Source organism: Streptomyces sp. AM 4-1-1 (assembly GCF_029167625.1).
GTDB lineage: Bacteria > Actinomycetota > Actinomycetes > Streptomycetales > Streptomycetaceae > Streptomyces.
The window spans coordinates 832,496-847,678 of the sequence record NZ_CP119145.1; the positions used below are offsets into that span (position 1 = coordinate 832,496).

At 70.9% G+C, this 15,183-nt stretch carries 14 protein-coding genes and 1 pseudogene; 5 read left to right on the forward strand and 10 right to left on the reverse strand.

The window, feature by feature from the left end:
- Positions 1-43: 43 nt before the first annotated feature.
- From ruvX to PZB75_RS03310, 4 genes are read right to left on the reverse strand one after another with little or no spacing between them, the layout of a single operon-like run.
- A complete protein-coding gene (gene ruvX, locus PZB75_RS03295) occupies positions 44-508 on the reverse strand; it encodes a Holliday junction resolvase RuvX (RefSeq protein ID WP_275533778.1) in 465 nt (154 codons plus the stop codon).
- An 8-nt stretch (positions 509-516) separates the two neighbouring features.
- Positions 517-3,186 (reverse strand): alanine--tRNA ligase, encoded by a 2,670-nt coding sequence (gene alaS, locus PZB75_RS03300; protein ID WP_275533779.1) that lies wholly within the window; start codon positions 3,184-3,186, stop codon positions 517-519.
- A complete protein-coding gene (locus tag PZB75_RS03305) occupies positions 3,186-3,518 on the reverse strand; it encodes a DUF6167 family protein (RefSeq protein ID WP_275533780.1) in 333 nt (110 codons plus the stop codon). Before PZB75_RS03305 ends, alaS begins: the two co-directional genes overlap by 1 nt.
- A 7-nt stretch (positions 3,519-3,525) precedes the next feature.
- Positions 3,526-3,975: a DUF948 domain-containing protein gene (locus PZB75_RS03310; RefSeq protein ID WP_275538563.1), complete on the reverse strand. Its 450-nt coding sequence runs from the start codon at positions 3,973-3,975 to the stop codon at positions 3,526-3,528.
- A gap of 221 nt (positions 3,976-4,196) precedes the next feature.
- On the opposite strand from PZB75_RS03310, the pseudogene PZB75_RS03315 reads away from it, so the two are divergent.
- Positions 4,197-4,436: pseudogene (locus PZB75_RS03315) on the forward strand (regulator); the annotation flags it as partial.
- Between the two features lie 108 nt (positions 4,437-4,544).
- Here PZB75_RS03315 and rpsD read toward each other — a convergent pair.
- On the reverse strand, positions 4,545-5,159 hold the full coding sequence (rpsD, locus tag PZB75_RS03320) for a 30S ribosomal protein S4 (protein WP_275533781.1): 615 nt from the start codon (positions 5,157-5,159) through the stop codon (positions 4,545-4,547).
- A 188-nt stretch (positions 5,160-5,347) separates the two neighbouring features.
- On the opposite strand from rpsD, the gene PZB75_RS03325 reads away from it, so the two are divergent.
- Positions 5,348-6,049, forward strand: coding sequence for a DUF2470 domain-containing protein (locus tag PZB75_RS03325; RefSeq protein ID WP_275538564.1), 702 nt, complete (start codon positions 5,348-5,350; stop codon positions 6,047-6,049).
- A gap of 10 nt (positions 6,050-6,059) precedes the next feature.
- Here the strand turns inward: PZB75_RS03325 and PZB75_RS03330 are convergent, their stop codons facing one another.
- The 4 genes from PZB75_RS03330 to PZB75_RS03345 form a co-directional block, all read right to left on the reverse strand.
- Complete coding sequence (locus PZB75_RS03330) at positions 6,060-7,445, reverse strand: replication-associated recombination protein A (RefSeq protein ID WP_275533782.1); 1,386 nt, start codon at positions 7,443-7,445, stop codon at positions 6,060-6,062.
- A gap of 144 nt (positions 7,446-7,589) precedes the next feature.
- The gene (locus tag PZB75_RS03335; RefSeq protein WP_275533783.1) at positions 7,590-8,225 is read right to left on the reverse strand and encodes a vitamin K epoxide reductase family protein; all 636 of its coding nucleotides are present in this window, start codon (positions 8,223-8,225) and stop codon (positions 7,590-7,592) included.
- 339 nt (positions 8,226-8,564) lie between these two features.
- Entirely contained in the window at positions 8,565-9,827 is a 1,263-nt protein-coding gene (gene hisS / locus PZB75_RS03340; protein ID WP_275533784.1) for a histidine--tRNA ligase, read from the reverse strand.
- Between the two features lie 13 nt (positions 9,828-9,840).
- A complete protein-coding gene (locus PZB75_RS03345) occupies positions 9,841-10,527 on the reverse strand; it encodes an MBL fold metallo-hydrolase (RefSeq protein ID WP_275533785.1) in 687 nt (228 codons plus the stop codon).
- 149 nt (positions 10,528-10,676) lie between these two features.
- Between PZB75_RS03345 and PZB75_RS03350 the strand changes: the two genes are divergently transcribed.
- Both PZB75_RS03350 and PZB75_RS03355 read left to right on the forward strand, forming a co-directional pair.
- On the forward strand, positions 10,677-11,459 hold the full coding sequence (locus PZB75_RS03350) for a peptidylprolyl isomerase (RefSeq protein ID WP_275533786.1): 783 nt from the start codon (positions 10,677-10,679) through the stop codon (positions 11,457-11,459).
- 190 nt (positions 11,460-11,649) lie between these two features.
- Positions 11,650-12,879 (forward strand): DUF349 domain-containing protein, encoded by a 1,230-nt coding sequence (locus tag PZB75_RS03355; protein WP_275533787.1) that lies wholly within the window; start codon positions 11,650-11,652, stop codon positions 12,877-12,879.
- 314 nt (positions 12,880-13,193) lie between these two features.
- Here PZB75_RS03355 and PZB75_RS03360 read toward each other — a convergent pair whose 3' ends face one another.
- Positions 13,194-14,564 (reverse strand): hypothetical protein, encoded by a 1,371-nt coding sequence (locus PZB75_RS03360; protein WP_275533788.1) that lies wholly within the window; start codon positions 14,562-14,564, stop codon positions 13,194-13,196.
- Between the two features lie 112 nt (positions 14,565-14,676).
- On the opposite strand from PZB75_RS03360, the gene PZB75_RS03365 reads away from it, so the two are divergent.
- Positions 14,677-15,183, forward strand: a complete 507-nt coding sequence (locus PZB75_RS03365) for a MarR family transcriptional regulator (protein WP_275533789.1) — start codon at positions 14,677-14,679, stop codon at positions 15,181-15,183.

Below are 15,183 nucleotides of genomic sequence, written 5' to 3' on the forward strand. Positions count from 1 at the left end.
GTTCGAACGCCGCCACAATGCGCGGAACGTTACCGTATTGCGATCAGACAACCACTTCGACGCCCTCGCCCGGGGCCTCGCCTGACGCCCGTTCGGACTCCAGAGCGTTCTGGAGGATCACCACCGCGGCGGCCTGGTCGATGACGGAACGTCCCTTCTTGGCCTTGACACCTGAGGCGCGCAGCCCCTGGGTCGCCGTCACCGTGGTCATCCGCTCGTCCACCAGACGCACCGGAACGGGTGCGACCGAGCGGGCGACCGTCTGTGCGAAGATCCGGACCTTGGCCGCCGCGGGGCCCTCACCGCCCCCCAGGGACCTGGGGAGGCCGACGATGATCTCGATCGGCTCGTACTCCTCGACGATCTGCCCCAGCCGCCGGTGGGCGGCCGGGACGTCACGTCCCGGCACGGTCTCCACCGGCGTGGCGAGGATGCCGTCGGGATCGCACGAGGCGACCCCGATCCTGGCGTCCCCGACGTCGATCGCGAGCCGACGTCCTCGTCTCATCGGTGCCGTCACGCCGTCTCGGCGACGAGGCGCTCGACAGCGGCGACGGCGTCGCCGATGGCGTCCGGGTTCTGACCGCCGCCCTGGGCGACGTCCGGCTTGCCGCCACCGCCGCCGCCGAGGGTCTTCGCGGCGGCGCGGACCAGTTCACCGGCCTTGAGACCGCGTTCGCGGGCGGCCTCGTTGGTGGCGATGACGGTCAGCGGGCGTCCGTTCGCCGTGGAGAAGAGGGCGACGACGGCCGGGCGGCCGCCCTGGACGCGGCCACGGACGTCGAGGACCAGCTTGCGCAGGTCGTCGGCGGAGGTGCCGTCCGGGACCTGGCCGGTGACCAGGGCCGTGCCCCGGACGTCCTTGGCGGACTCGACGAGCCCGGCGGCGGCCTGGAGGACCCTCTCCCCGCGGAACTTCTCGATCTCCTTCTCGGCGTCCTTCAGCTTGCCGAGCATTCCGGCGATCTTCTCCGGCAGTTCCTCGGGACGTCCCTTGACCAGCTCCTGGAGCTGGGCGACGACCGTGTGCTCCCGGGCGAGGAACTGGTACGCGTCGACTCCCACCAGGGCCTCGATACGGCGTACGCCGGAACCGATCGACGATTCGCCGAGCAGCTTCACCAGACCCAGCTGGGCGGTGTTGTGGACGTGCGTACCGCCGCACAGCTCCTTGGAGAAGTCCCCGATGGTGACGACCCGGACCCGCTCGCCGTACTTCTCGCCGAACTCCGCGATGGCGCCCTGCTTCTTGGCGTCGTCGATGGACATGACCTCGGCCTGCACGTCGAGTTCCCGGGCGAGGACCTCGTTGATCTTCTGCTCGACATCGGTGAGGACCGTGCCGGGTACGGCGGCGGGCGAGCCGAAGTCGAAGCGGAAGCGGCCCGGGGAGTTCTCCGAACCGGCCTGGGCGGCCGTCGGACCGAGCGCGTCGCGCAGCGCCTGGTGCGTGAGGTGGGTGGCGCTGTGGGCGCGGGCGATGGCGCGGCGGCGCGTGGTGTCGATGACGGCGTGGGCGGGGGCGCCGACCGTCACCTCGCCGACCTGGACCGAGCCCTTGTGCACCGAGACGCCCGGGACCGGCTGCTGCACGTCGCGCACCTGGATGACGGCGCCCGTGTCGAGCCTGATCCGGCCCTGGTCGGCGAGCTGGCCGCCGCCCTCGGCGTAGAACGGCGTCCGGTCGAGGACGACCTCGACCTCGTCGCCCTCGGTGGCGGCGGGCGACGACACCCCGTCGACGAGCAGCCCGACGATGGTCGACTCGCCCTCGGTGGTGGTGTACCCGGTGAACACGGTGGAACCCGCGGTGTCGGCGACCTCGCGGTAGGCGGACAGGTCGGCGTGACCGGTCTTCTTGGCCCTGGCGTCGGCCTTGGCCCGCTCCCGCTGCTCCTTCATCAGGCGCCGGAAGCCGTCCTCGTCCACGGACAGGCCCTGTTCGGCGGCCATCTCCAGGGTCAGGTCGATCGGGAAGCCCCAGGTGTCGTGGAGCAGGAACGCCTTGTCGCCGGCCAGGACCTTGCCGCCGGCGGCCTTGGTCTCGGTGACGGCGGTGTCGAGGATGTTCGTGCCGCCCTTGAGGGCCTTGAGGAAGGCGGCCTCCTCGGCGAGGGCGACCGTCTCGATGCGCTGCCGGTCGGTGATCAGCTCCGGGTACTGCTCGCCCATGGTCGTGACGACCACGTCGACCAGCTCGGCGACGACCGGTCCGGTGGCGCCGAGCAGCCGCATGTTGCGGATGGCGCGGCGCATGATGCGGCGCAGGACGTAGCCGCGGCCCTCGTTGCCGGGGGTGACGCCGTCGCCGATGAGCATCACGGAGGTACGGATGTGGTCGGCGACGACGCGCAGGGAGACGTCCGAGCCGTGCTCGGCGCCGTAGCGGACACCGGTGAGCCCGGTGGCCCTGTCCATGACGACGCGCAGGGTGTCGGTCTCGTACATGTTCTGTACGCCCTGGAGGATCATGGCGAGGCGTTCCAGACCCAGGCCCGTGTCGATGTTCTTCGACGGCAGGTCCCCGAGGATCGGGAAGTCCTCCTTGCCCTCACCGGCGCCGCGCTCGAACTGCATGAAGACCAGGTTCCAGATCTCCACGTACCGCTCGTCGTTGACGGCCGGGCCGCCCTCGACGCCGAACTCGGGGCCGCGGTCGTAGTTGATCTCGGAGCAGGGGCCGCAGGGGCCGGGGACGCCCATGGACCAGAAGTTGGGCCCCATGCCCAGACGCTGGATGCGCTCGGCGGGCACGCCGATCTTCTCGCGCCAGATCCGCTCGGCCTCGTCGTCGTCGAGGTAGACGGTGATCCACAGACGCTCGGGGTCGAGCCCGTACCCGCCGTCGGCCACCGAACCGGTCAGCAGCTCCCAGGCGAAGGTGATGGCACCTTCCTTGAAGTAGTCCCCGAAGGAGAAGTTGCCGCACATCTGGAAGAAGGTGCCGTGCCGGGTGGTCTTGCCGACCTCTTCGATGTCCGGGGTGCGCACACACTTCTGGACGCTCGTCAGGCGGGGGGCGGGGGGCTTGACCTCACCGAGGAAGTACGGCTTGAAGGGGACCATGCCCGCCGGGACCAGCAGCAGAGTCGGGTCGTCCGCGATGAGCGACGCCGAGGGGACGACGGTGTGCCCGCGCTCCTCGAAGAAGCTCAGCCAGCGGCGGCGGATTTCAGCCGACTCCATCAGTGGTCCTCATTCCGGTTGTACGAGTTGTGGGGGAGCGAGCGGTGGATGACGGGGGCGGCCGCGCGGACCGCCGACCGGCTCACGGGGAGTTCGGGGTCGACGGGTGCCTCCAGGCCCAGCGCCTCCCCCAGTTCGGCTTCGCGCCGGATCATGCCCTCACGCACGTCGAGTGCGAACTCCTTGAGCCGGTGGCCGGTCTCGATCGCCTTGTCGGCGGCCTGAGCGGCGAGGCTCTCGGGCGTCAGCTGCCTGATCTTGCGGTTGACCTTGGTGGTGGCCCACACACCGGCGGCTGCGCCGGCGGTGAACCAGAACGTACGACGGAACATCGCTGCGTCAGTCCTTCGATCCGCGGGAACTTCGGGCGCCGCGCCTTCCGCGTCGCGCGGACGGCACGGTGCGGCCGACGACCACGGTGCGGCGGGCCGGTCCGCGTCCGGATTCCGGTTCCGGGGCGGCCTTGCGGCCGATGGCCTGCCGCACTCCGTAACCGAAGGCCGCGACCTTGACGAGCGGGCCGCCGAACGTGGACGCGACGGTGGAGGAGAGAGCGGAGGCGTTGGAGGTGACCTCCTGCACGTCCGACGCGATGGCGTCGACCTTGTCGAGCTGGGTCTGCGCGGCGCGCACGGTCGCGGAGGCGTCCGCGAGCAGCGGTACGGCCTGGTCGGTCACGTCCGCCACGAGTTTGGTGGTCGCCTTGAGCGTCTGGGCGAGCCTCACCAGCACCACGGCGAGGAGGGTCACCAGAACCGCCCAGAAGACGGCCACCAGGATTCCGGCCACCTCTCCACCGGACACTGTGCACCGCTCTCTGCTGTCTCCGTGTCCGCCCTGGGTTCGCACCGGGCTCGCACTGTCCGTCTCTTCCGGCGACGGCTGCTGGTGGCAGCCGGTCGTCCTCCTACGAGCCTATCGCGCCGTGCGTCGCGTCCTGTACCGCATTCCCCGGCGGCCGGGGCCGGGTTCCGCGGTCGCGGCTCGTCACCGTGGTCGGCATGGGCGGGTTGCCGCGCCGCTCCCCCGGTCTGCGGGTGCCGGCCGCCGGACGGCGGCCGTTCGGAGTGGAAGGGGAGCCGACCTTCCCGCTCGCCCCGATGAACGACGAGGACGCGGTGGAGCTGTTCACCGAACGGGCAGCGGCGGTGCGGCCGGAGTCCCGGCTCACCGTCGAGGACGGCGGCTGGGTCCTGGAGTTGTGCCGACGGCCGGACGGGGTGCCGCTCGCCCTGGAACTGGCGGCCGGGGGCGGACACGCCTCCGGCCGGAGCCGCGGACGGAACGCGAAGGCCCGCCGCCTCCCGCGGAACGGGGAGGGGCGGGCCGGAGCGCTGGTGAGAGCGGCTACGCCTGGATCAGCGGGCGTAGTACTCGACGACGAGCTGCTCGTCGCAGATCACCGGGATCTCCTTGCGGTTCGGGTCCCGGTCCAGGCGGAAGGCCAGGGCCTTCAGGTTCACCTGGAGGTAGCGCGGGGTCTCGCCGTCCGTGTCGTAGCCACCCTCGCGGGCGACCTGGAACGGGTGCTTGTCGCGGCTGCGCTCACGGACCATCACGATGTTGTCGGGACGGACACGGAAGGACGGCTTGTCGACCTTCTGGCCGTCGACCTCGATGTGGCCGTGCACGACCATCTGGCGGGCCTGGTAGATCGTACGGGCGATGCCCGAACGAAGGACCAGCGCGTCGAGGCGGCGCTCGAGCTCGACGACCAGCGCCTCGCCCGTCTTGCCCTCGGCCTTCTTGGCGCGGTCGTAGGCACGCGCCATCTGGCGCTCACTGATGTCGTACTGGGCACGCAGACGCTGCTTCTCCAGCAGACGGACCTTGTAGTCCGAGTTCTGCTTGCGCCCACGGCCGTGCTCGCCCGGCGGGTAGGGGCGGGCCTCGAAGTACTTGACAGCCTTCGGCGTCAGCGCGATGCCGAGCGCACGGGACTTCTTGACCTTGGGACGCGACTGGTTAGGCACGTTCTCCAGACCTCCGTTGTGGGTTAGGTTAGGCTCACCTTACTCAAGGAGATCGCATGTCTCGCCCTTGGAACACCACACACGTCACGAACACCACAGACAGCGTCGACGCGCACGAGGGCATCGATACGACGGAGGGCCGATCAGATCGTGGTCAGCCGCGTCCAAGCGGGCCAGAAGACGCGCGGCTGCCGTCAGCAGCCGAACGCACACGAACTCTCGTACAGAGTACCTGCTCGGCCGTACTGCTCGTCCCGGGGCCTCCGCCGCCCCGTCCCGACGCCCTGCTGCCCCTCGCGCGGCACGTGGGGCCCCGGGGCGACGTGTTCCTCGAATTCCCCGCGGCGTCCCCGGCGGTGAGGGCCGCGACGCACGCGGAGGGCGACGAGCTGACGGCCGTGCTGGAGATCACGGACGTCGCCCCGGTCTCCGTGCCGCACCGCATCCGCGCCCGCGCCTGGGTCTCCGGCGGGCTCACCCGCGTCACCGGAATGGCGCGACCCGGCCGGATGATGCTGCGGCTGGAGGTCACGGAGGCGTACGTCGACGATCTCTGGGGCGAGGAGGACGTCGAACCGGAGGCGTTCCGGGACGCCTCCGCCGACCCCCTCGTCGGGTACGAGGCGGAGCTGCTCCAGCATCTGCACGCGGCCCACGCGGCGCAGCTGCTGACGCTGTCCGCGCTGGTGGGCGAGCGGACGCCGGATGACGGAGCGGCCCACCGGCCCGCCGTCGTCCCGGTCGCGCTCGACCGCTTCGGGCTGCGGGTGCGCTTCTGCCAGGCGGACGGACGGTGCTTCGACGCCCGGTTCGAATTCCCCGGGCCGGTCCGGGACATCACCGGACTGCGCCACGCCATGCACACGCTGTTCGAGGCGGCGGCCCGCTGAGCCGTCCCGGTCAGCGGGGCCCGGTGGGGTCGGCCGCGCCGTCCGGACCGCCCCGGCCGAGCCGGTCGCGGACCCGGTCCACCACGTCGGCGTACCGCGCCTCGGCCCCGTAGCGGGTGGGCTCGTAGTAGCGCCGGTCGCGGACCGCGTCCGGCGCGTACTGCTGCGCGGCGATACCGCCCGGGACGTCGTGCGGATAGACGTAGCCCTGGGCGTGCCCGAGCTTCGCCGCGCCCTTGTAGTGGCCGTCACGCAGATGTGCCGGGACCGGTCCCGCCAGCCCCTTCCGTACGTCCTCCTGCGCGGCGAAGATCGCCAGCGTCGCGGCGTTGGACTTCGGGGCGAGCGCCAGCGCGATCGTGGCGTGGCTGAGGGTGAGAGCCGCCTCGGGGAAGCCGATCATGGCGACGGCCTGGGCCGCCGCCACCGCCGTGGGCAGCGCGGTCGGGTCGGCGAGGCCGATGTCCTCGCTGGCGGAGATCATCAGCCGGCGGGCGATGAACCGGGGGTCCTCCCCCGCTTCGATCATCCGGGCCAGATAGTGCAGTGCGGCGTCCACGTCGGAGCCCCGGATGGACTTGATGAGCGCGCTCGCCACGTCGTAGTGCTGGTCACCGTCCCGGTCGTACTTCACGGCGGCCCGGTCGACGGTCTCCTCGACGGTCCGGAGGGATATCTCCTTCTCGTGGGTGGCGAGCGCGGCTCCGGCCGCCGCCTCCAGGGCGGTCAGCGCGCGACGGGCGTCGCCGCCCGCGATGCGCAGCAGGTGTGAACGCGCGTCCTCGGCGAGGGTGACGGCGCCGCCGAGCCCGCGCCCGTCGGTCACCGCGCGCGACAGCAGCGCGCTCAGGTCGTCATCGGTCAGCGGCTCCAGGGTGAGCAGCAGGGAGCGCGACAGCAGGGGCGAGATGATCGAGAAGTACGGGTTCTCGGTGGTCGCCGCGATCAGGGTCACCCAGCGGTTCTCCACCGCGGGCAGCAGCGAGTCCTGCTGGGCCTTGGAGAAGCGGTGGATCTCGTCGAGGAAGAGGACGGTCTCCTTGCCGAAGCCTCCGGTGGCCCGGCGGGCGCCCTCGATGACGGCCCGGACCTCCTTGACGCCCGCGGTGATCGCGGAGAGCTCGACGAAACGCTTGTTGGTCGCCTTGCTGACCACGTACGCGAGCGTCGTCTTGCCGGTGCCGGGCGGGCCCCAGAGGATCACCGACGACGGGCCGGCGGGTCCGCCGCTCCCCTCGCCGACGAGACGGCGCAGCGGTGAGCCCGGCTTCAGCAGATGCTGCTGGCCGACCACCTCGTCCAGCGTACGAGGACGCATCCGGACAGCGAGGGGGCTGCTGGACGGGTCCTTCTCCTGGCGGTCTTCGGCCGCTGCCGTAAAGAGGTCGGGCTCCACGTTTTGAAGCCTATGCCACCGCACCGACAATCCGGCCGGGCCGGGACCTGGACAGCCCCGGCCCCGGCGGGGTACCCGGTTCCGCGTGGTCCCGGGCACGGAGCCGCGCGGCCCGGACACGGGTCCGGGCGGTCCTCGGACCGGTCAGCTGGTCCAGAAGTCCCACCAGCGGGTCAGGATCAGCATGCCGATGATCCCGATCCAGAGCACCGGGGGCACCCAGTGGAATTCGGTCAGTCCGTTGCGCAGCCAGTTCGGCGCGGGGATGACGCGGTGCTTGATGTTGTGGACCGTGACGTAGCAGAACATGAAGATCGTGGCGACCCAGGCCAGGCAGCACCACAGGCAGAGCGAGTTGATGCTGTACAGGGACTGGTACTGGAGCCAGGTGCAGAAGCCGACGCCGAAGAGCGTGCCCGCGTTCAGCCCGAGCCAGTACCAGCTGCGGAAGCGCGCCCCGGCGAGCAGCGCCAGACCGATGCCGATCACCACGGAGTAGGTGGCGAGTCCGAGCATCGGGTTGGGGAACCCGAAGGCGGCCGCCTGTTCGCTCTTCATGATGTTGCCGCACGCCACGACCGGGTTGAGGCTGCATCCCGGGGTGAAGTTCGGGTCTTCGAGCAGCTTGAACTTGTCGATCGTGATGACCCAGGCGGCGAGGAGGCCCGCCGCACCGGTGATCACCAGCAGCAGTGCGAACGCGCGACCGCCGCCGATGGTCCTCTTCCCGCCGTCCTCGTCCTGGTCGGAAGAGGGGTGATCTACCGCTGCAGTTGTCATATCGCCGTTCCATCACTGAGTATCCGGCTGGGCACGGTCATTGTGCCGCACCTCCCTGAGCGCCAACCGTTCGATCGACATAAAGGCGTTCGGACGAGGGGGGTCCGTCATGGCCGCCGGAGCGATGCGGGAGACGGCGTGGGCGCCGGGACACCGGCCCCGATGTGGTCGCCCGAGTGCCGGAGTTCCTGGTCCAGTACCGCCCGGCCGTGTGAATCGACAGGCTTCGGGTTGACGGTACGGGCGACGTCCGCTCCCCGGCACGCGTACGGCGGCCCGGACAGCGACTGTGCCCGCCCGGCGGACCGGACGGGCACAGTCGCTGTTCCACGGGTGGCGTCAGGCCAGCCTCCGCCGGATCTCGGCGACCAGGGTGTCGAGCGCGACGGGCTCCTGCTCGCCCGACCGCATGTCCTTCACCTGTGCCACGCCCTCGGCGAGGTCGCGTTCACCGACGACGACGGCGAACGGGGCTCCCGAACGGTTGGCCGCCTTCATGGCGGCCTTGACGCCCTTGCCCCCGTACGCCATGTCCGCGGCGATCCCGGCCCGGCGCAGCTCGGTGATCAGCGAGAAGACCGCGCGTCGCGCCTCCTCGCCGAGCGGTACGGCGAAGACGCTGGTGGCCGCGGGCAGTTCGAGCGCGATGCCCTCCGCCTCCAGTGCCAGGACGGTCCGGTCCACGCCGAGCGCCCAGCCGACGGACGGCAGCGCGGGGCCCCCGATCATCTCGGACAGGCCGTCGTACCGGCCGCCGCCGCCCACCGCGGACTGCGAACCGAGACCGTCGTGGACGAACTCGAAGGTCGTACGGGTGTAGTAGTCCAGCCCCCGGACCAGCCTCTCGTCGTCCTCGTACACCACGCCCGCGGCGCCCAGGAGTTCCCGTACCTCCTCGTGGTACGCCTTGCAGGCGTCGCACAGGAAGTCGCGGAGCACCGGTGCGCCGGTCAGCTGCTTCCGCACCTCGGCGCGCTTGTCGTCGAGGACCCGGAGCGGGTTGATCTCGACGCGGCGGCGGGTCTCCTCGTCGAGGTCCAGCTCCCGCAGGAACTCCTGGAGCGCGTCCCGGTAGACGGGGCGGCACTCCTTGTCCCCCAGCGAGTTGAGCAGGATGCGGAACCGCGAGAGCCCCAGCGACCGGTACGCCTGGTCGGCGAGGATGATCAGCTCCGCGTCGAGCGCCGGGTCCTCGGTGCCGATGGCCTCGGCGCCGACCTGGGAGAAGTGGCGGTAACGCCCCTTCTGCGGGCGCTCGTAACGGTAGTAGGAGCCGCTGTACCAGAGCTTCACGGGCAGCGATCCTGCCTTGTGGAGGTTGGCCTCCAACGCGGCGCGCAGCACGGAAGCGGTGCCCTCGGGGCGCAGCGCGAGCCGGTCGCCGCCCTTGGTCTCGAAGGCGTACATCTCCTTGGAGACGATGTCGGTGGACTCGCCCACGCCGCGTGCGAAGAGGGCGACGTCCTCGAAGCCGGGGGTCTCGATGTAGCCGTAACCGGAGTTCTTCAGCGGGCCCGCGATGGCCTCGCGGACCGCGAGGTAGGTCGCCGAGTCCGGCGGGATCAGGTCGTACGTGCCCTTGGGGGCCTTGAAGGTGTTCACGAAACGTCTCTCGTCACATTCCTCGTCGGGGCGCGTCCATACCGTGCAGATACGGATTGGTGGCGCGCTCGCGGCCGATGGTCGTCTGTGGGCCGTGCCCCGACAGCACCACGGTCGAGTCGTCGAGCGGCAGGCACACACGGGCCAGCGACTCGAGCAGCTCGGCGTGGTCGCCGCCGGGCAGGTCGGTGCGTCCGACGGAGCCGGCGAAGAGCAGGTCCCCCGAGAAGAGCACCTGCGGCACATCCGCGGTCCCGGGAGTCCTGAACGTCACCGACCCCTTGGTATGGCCGGGCGCGTGCGCGACGCCGAATTCGAGACCGGCGAGCGTCAGCAGGGCCCCGTCCGTCAGCTTCTTGACGTCGTCGGGCTCCCCCACGGTCAGCTCGCCCATGAGCGGCATCCCGATGGAACGGCCGAGCGCCTTCTCCGGGTCGCTCATCATGTAGCGGTCCTCGGGGTGAATCCAGGCGGGGACGTCGTGGGCCCCGCACACCGGGACGACGGAGGCGACGTGGTCGATGTGGCCGTGGGTGAGGACGACGGCGACGGGCTTGAGCCGATGCTTCGCGATCGCGTCCTCGACTCCCTGGGCGGCCTGGTGGCCCGGGTCGATGATCACGCACTCCTCGCCGGCGGCGGGGGCGACCAGATAACAGTTGGTCCCCCAGGCCCCGGCGGGGAACCCGGCAATGAGCACGATCGTCCTTAATGGTCGTCCGGCAGAAACGGCTGTGGCGGATATTGCGGCGGATCAGAGCCTACCGGCGCTCCTCATCACACAGCTAACCCAGATACGGTACGGGGCAGTCCAGGCCCGGCTCAGACGACGTACAAGGAGAACACCCGGTGGTCAGCAGCGATCAGCGGCGGCGCCAGCTCGCCAGGGAGAAGTTCGAGCGGCAGCAGCAGCGCCGGGAGGAGGGCCGCCGTAGGACCAGGATCATCACGCTGGTCACGGCGTCGGTGGTCGCGGTGGCGGCGATCGCCGGTGTGACGGCGTACGTGGCCAGGGACGGCGACGGCGACAGGAGCGAGACGGCGGCGAAGGCGAGCCCGGCCGCCTCCCCCTCTGCGAGCACGAGCGCGTCGGCCGAACCCGCGATGAAGATCGACGCGAAGGCGTCGTACACGATGTCGCTCAAGACGAATCAGGGCGACATCGTGATCACGATGGACGCGGCGAAGACACCGCACACGGTGAACTCCTTCAAGTCCCTCGCCGACAAGGGTTACTTCGACGGCACCAAGTGTCACCGGCTGACCACCCAGGGTATTTTCGTGCTCCAGTGCGGCGACCCGGACGGCAACGGCCGGGGCGGGCCCGGGTACACGATCCCGGACGAGAATCTGACCGCGCTGGGCAAGGCGGGCGCCGACAGCACGGTGACCTTCCCCGCCGGCACGGTGGCGATGGCGAACACCGGCCAGGAGCACACCGGCGGCAGCCAGTTCTTCCTGGTGTACAAGGACACCCAACTGTCGCCCACCTACACGCCGTTCGGCACGATGGACGCAGCCGGTCTGAAGACCGTGGAGAAGGTCGGCGCGGGCGGTGTGGCCGACGGCGGCGGCGACGGCGCGCCGAAGAAGGCCGTCACCGTCTCGAAGGCCACCGTCGACAAGAAGTGACCCGGCGCCCTGGCGGGCCGTCCGGCCGGGAAGCGGGTGCGGAGGAATTTCGACCGCGCTGAGTGCGGACAGCCGGGCAGCCGTTCGCCTAGATTGGCGTTGTGCAGGGCGGGCGCTGCCCGCCCCAGGAAACTGTGGACGATGTCCGGGGGGCGAGAGCCTCGCGCGGACATCATGTGGAGGAGGCGCTGTGACCAGCGACCCGTGGGGCCGTGTCGACGAGACGGGCACCGTGTACGTGCGTACGGCCGAGGGCGAGAAGGTCGTCGGATCGTGGCAGGCCGGTTCTCCCGAGGAGGCCCTGGCCTACTACGAGCGCAAGTACGAGGGCCTGAGTGTCGAGATCGGTCTCCTCGCTCGACGGGTGAGGACCACCGACCTGTCGGCGAAGGACGCGACGGCCGCCATCGACCATCTGCGGCAGCAGGTCGACGAGCACAACGCCGTCGGCGACCTCGACGCGTTGCGTGAGCGGCTGGACGCGCTGGTCGCGACGGTCGAATCGCGGCGCGAGGAGCGCAAGGTCCAGAAGGCGAAGCAGACCGACGAGGCCAAGGTGGCCAAGGAGGCGCTGGTCGTCGAGGCGGAGGAGCTGGCGCAGAGCGAGCAGTGGCGGTCGGCGGGTGAGCGGCTGCGGGCGCTGGTCGACACCTGGAAGGGGCTGCCGAGGCTGGACCGCAAGTCGGACGACGAGCTGTGGCACCGCTTCTCGCACGCCAGGTCGGCGTTCTCCAAGCGCCGCAAGGCCCACTTCGCCTCGCTGGACGCCCAGCGCGAGGAGGCCCGCAGGGCGAAGGAGAAGCTGGTCGCCGAGGCCGAGACGCTGTCGGGGTCCACGGACTGGGGCGGGACGGCCGCCCGGTACCGGGATCTGATGACGGAGTGGAAGGCGGCGGGCCGGGCCCAGCGCGAGGCGGAGGACGAGCTGTGGAACCGTTTCCGCGGTGCGCAGGACGTCTTCTTCGCCGCGCGTGGTGAGGTCTTCGCCGAGCGGGACGCCGAGCAGGGCGAGAACCTCAAGCTGAAGGAGGAGCTCGCGGCCGAGGCGGAGAAACTGGTGCCGGTGCGGGATCTGAAGGCGGCCCGGTCCGCGTTCCGCTCGCTCAACGAGCGCTGGGAGGCCGTCGGCCATGTGCCGCGCGACGCCCGCCCGAAGGTCGAGGGGCGGATGCAGGCGGTGGAGCGGGCGCTCCAGGAGGCCGAGGAGACGGAGTGGCGCCGGACGAATCCGGAGGCGAGGGCCCGTGCCGAGGGTCTGACCGGTCAGCTCCAGGCGGCCGTGGACAAGCTGCGTACCCAGGTGGACACGGCGCGCGCCGCGGGCAACAACGCGCGGGCGGACAAGCTCGCGCGTGAGCTGGAGGGCCGGCAGGCCCTGCTGGACCAGGCGCTGAAGGGCCTGGAGGAGTTCGGGGGCTGATCCCCGCTTCCCCCGCCGTACGAGGTCGGGCCCTCCACCGCACCGGTGGAGGGCCCGACCCGCGTCAGGGGCGGCGCGCCGGCCGTCCGTTCGTCCGGTCGGCGCGTCATGGGGGCTTCGCCGTCCACGGGAAGACCTGGCCGGTCATGAACCGGGCGCCGTCCCCGGTGAGGAGAGCGGGCACCGGCGCGAGACCGCGGTCGTGCGGCGGCCGGCGAGTGCTTGTTCCGGCCTGTTCTGTTCTTCGGTCCTGTTCCTCGGTGCTGACGTGCTGTGTTCATGCGGGGAGTGTGCGGGGCGGTACCGCGCGGATCTCACAGCGCCGGGACTCCGGCGGCGGGTACCGCTTCGGCCAGGGCGGACGTAAGGACGAAGTCCTTGCGCACGGTCTCGCCGGGGCGTGGGTGCAGCCGCGCGGCGACGGGGGCCCGGTCGCGGGCGGAGAGCAGGACGGTGACGGACTCGCCGGGCACCGGCCGCGTCCCGAGCAGGACGGCCTCGTACAGTCCGGTCTCGTCGGTATGGACGAGGGCGAGACGGTGACTGTCCGCGTCCATGACGGTGACCAGGGCGTCGGCGACCGGGCTGCCGTGTTCGTCGGCGGCGAGGCCCGTCAGTACGGGGCTCGGGCCACCGGAGGCGTTCGTCTCGCGGGGCGCCTCGATGGCCGGGTCCTCGACGATCTCCTCCTCGGCGGACCCGGTGGCCGCCCGTTCGGCCTTGCGCTGTCCGACGACTCCGACCCCGATGAGTCCGGCGCCCGCGGCCAGCCACGCCAGCAGGACCAGCGTGGGCCTGAGCAGCCCGGTTCCGTCGAAGTAGAAGATCCCGCGCAGCGCGTCGACGAGGTTGCCCAGCGGCATCACGGGGTGCAGGGCCCGGAAGAAGCCGGGCACGAGCTGGTGCGGGATGGCGCCGCCGCTGGACGGGATGGACAGGAGGACGAACAGGCCCATCGCGACGCCCGGGATGAACTGCTTGACGAACGGCACGAGGCCGTACGTCACCCAGGCCACGGCCTGCGTCAGCAGGAACGCGTACACCATCGCGAGCGGTTCGTTCGGTACGACGTCCAGGGCCTGGGCGACGGCGAAGCCCGCCACGCTCACGAAGGCGCCGAGGCCCGCGAAGGTCAGGAGCTTCCCGCGGCGGCCGATGGTCACCACGCGGAGCAGCATCATGACGGTGATGTACGGGACGATGTTCCAGGCCATCGCCAGGTAGAACAGTCCGGTGCCGGTGCCGTCGCCGGCGGCGGTCGGGACCAGCTCGACGGTGTCGAGGTCCGCACCGGCCTGTGCGGCGACCGGGGTGAAGGTCGCCGAGAGGACGGACTCCATCGCCGCGCCGTTGGCCTTGGCCTCGTAGAGGGTCGCCTTTCCGCCGTCCAGGGTGAAGGCCGCCACGGCGTCCTGGTCGAGCACCGCCTGCCGGGCGGCCGCGGGGTCCGCGGCCGGGACGATGTCGTAGCCGCCGGGTGCCCGCTGGTCGAGTCCCGCGCGGAGCTGGGCCGCCGCGGCTGGCGTCGACACGGCGACCTTGACGTCGTGCGGCTGCGGCGCGTGGAACGGCAGCAGGTAGCAGAGCATGAAGCCGACGAAGAAGAACAGGGGGAACCACAGTCCTCCCGCGAGGGCTTTCATCTGCTGCCGGCCGGCTTTCGCGGCCTTCGTGTCACCAGGCACTACCGGTGCTCCTGTCGATCGGTTCGTTCCCATCGGAACAGTTCTCATTTACTTAAGGTATCTAAACTGTACTCCTCGATGACGGGAGCGGCGAATGAGGCAGGATGACGTCATGGCGCGACAGTCGGACGAATCCCTGGACGACCTGGTACGGGCGGTCACGGCCCTCTCGTACGCGATGGGCCGCAGCAGGGTGCACGATCAGCTCACGGCGGCCGTGGGCGTGCGGATCGACCGGCCCGAGGTCGCCCTGCTGCGCGTGCTGTGCGCGGGGCCGGAGCCGCTGCGGATCACCGATCTCGCCGAGCGGCTGCTGGTGCGCCCCCCGCACGTCACCAGGCAGGCCGCCCGGCTGGAGCAGGGTGGCCTGATCCGCCGGACGCCGGACGCCCGTGACCACCGTGCGCAGCTGCTGACCCCCACCGAGCGCGGCCGTACGGTGGTGGACCGGCTCAACCGGGGAGTGCGGGACACCTTCCGCGAGGCTCTCACCGATGTGCCGGACGACGAACTGCGCGCCGCCACGAAGGTCATCGCGAGACTGGTCGCGGACTCGGCGGCCCGGCTCGCGCCCACCGCCCACGAATCCGTCCAGGACGGACAACAGCCCCCCGCGTGA

Bases quoted from the DNA above. Each gene is read 5' to 3' on its own strand.
- ruvX (WP_275533778.1), bottom strand. From the start codon at position 508: ATGAGACGAGGACGTCGGCTCGCGATCGACGTCGGGGACGCCAGGATC.
- alaS (WP_275533779.1), bottom strand. From the start codon at position 3,186: ATGGAGTCGGCTGAAATCCGCCGCCGCTGGCTGAGCTTCTTCGAGGAG.
- PZB75_RS03305 (WP_275533780.1), bottom strand. From the start codon at position 3,518: ATGTTCCGTCGTACGTTCTGGTTCACCGCCGGCGCAGCCGCCGGTGTG.
- PZB75_RS03335 (WP_275533783.1), bottom strand. From the start codon at position 8,225: ATGACAACTGCAGCGGTAGATCACCCCTCTTCCGACCAGGACGAGGAC.
- PZB75_RS03365 (WP_275533789.1), top strand. From the start codon at position 14,677: ATGGCGCGACAGTCGGACGAATCCCTGGACGACCTGGTACGGGCGGTC.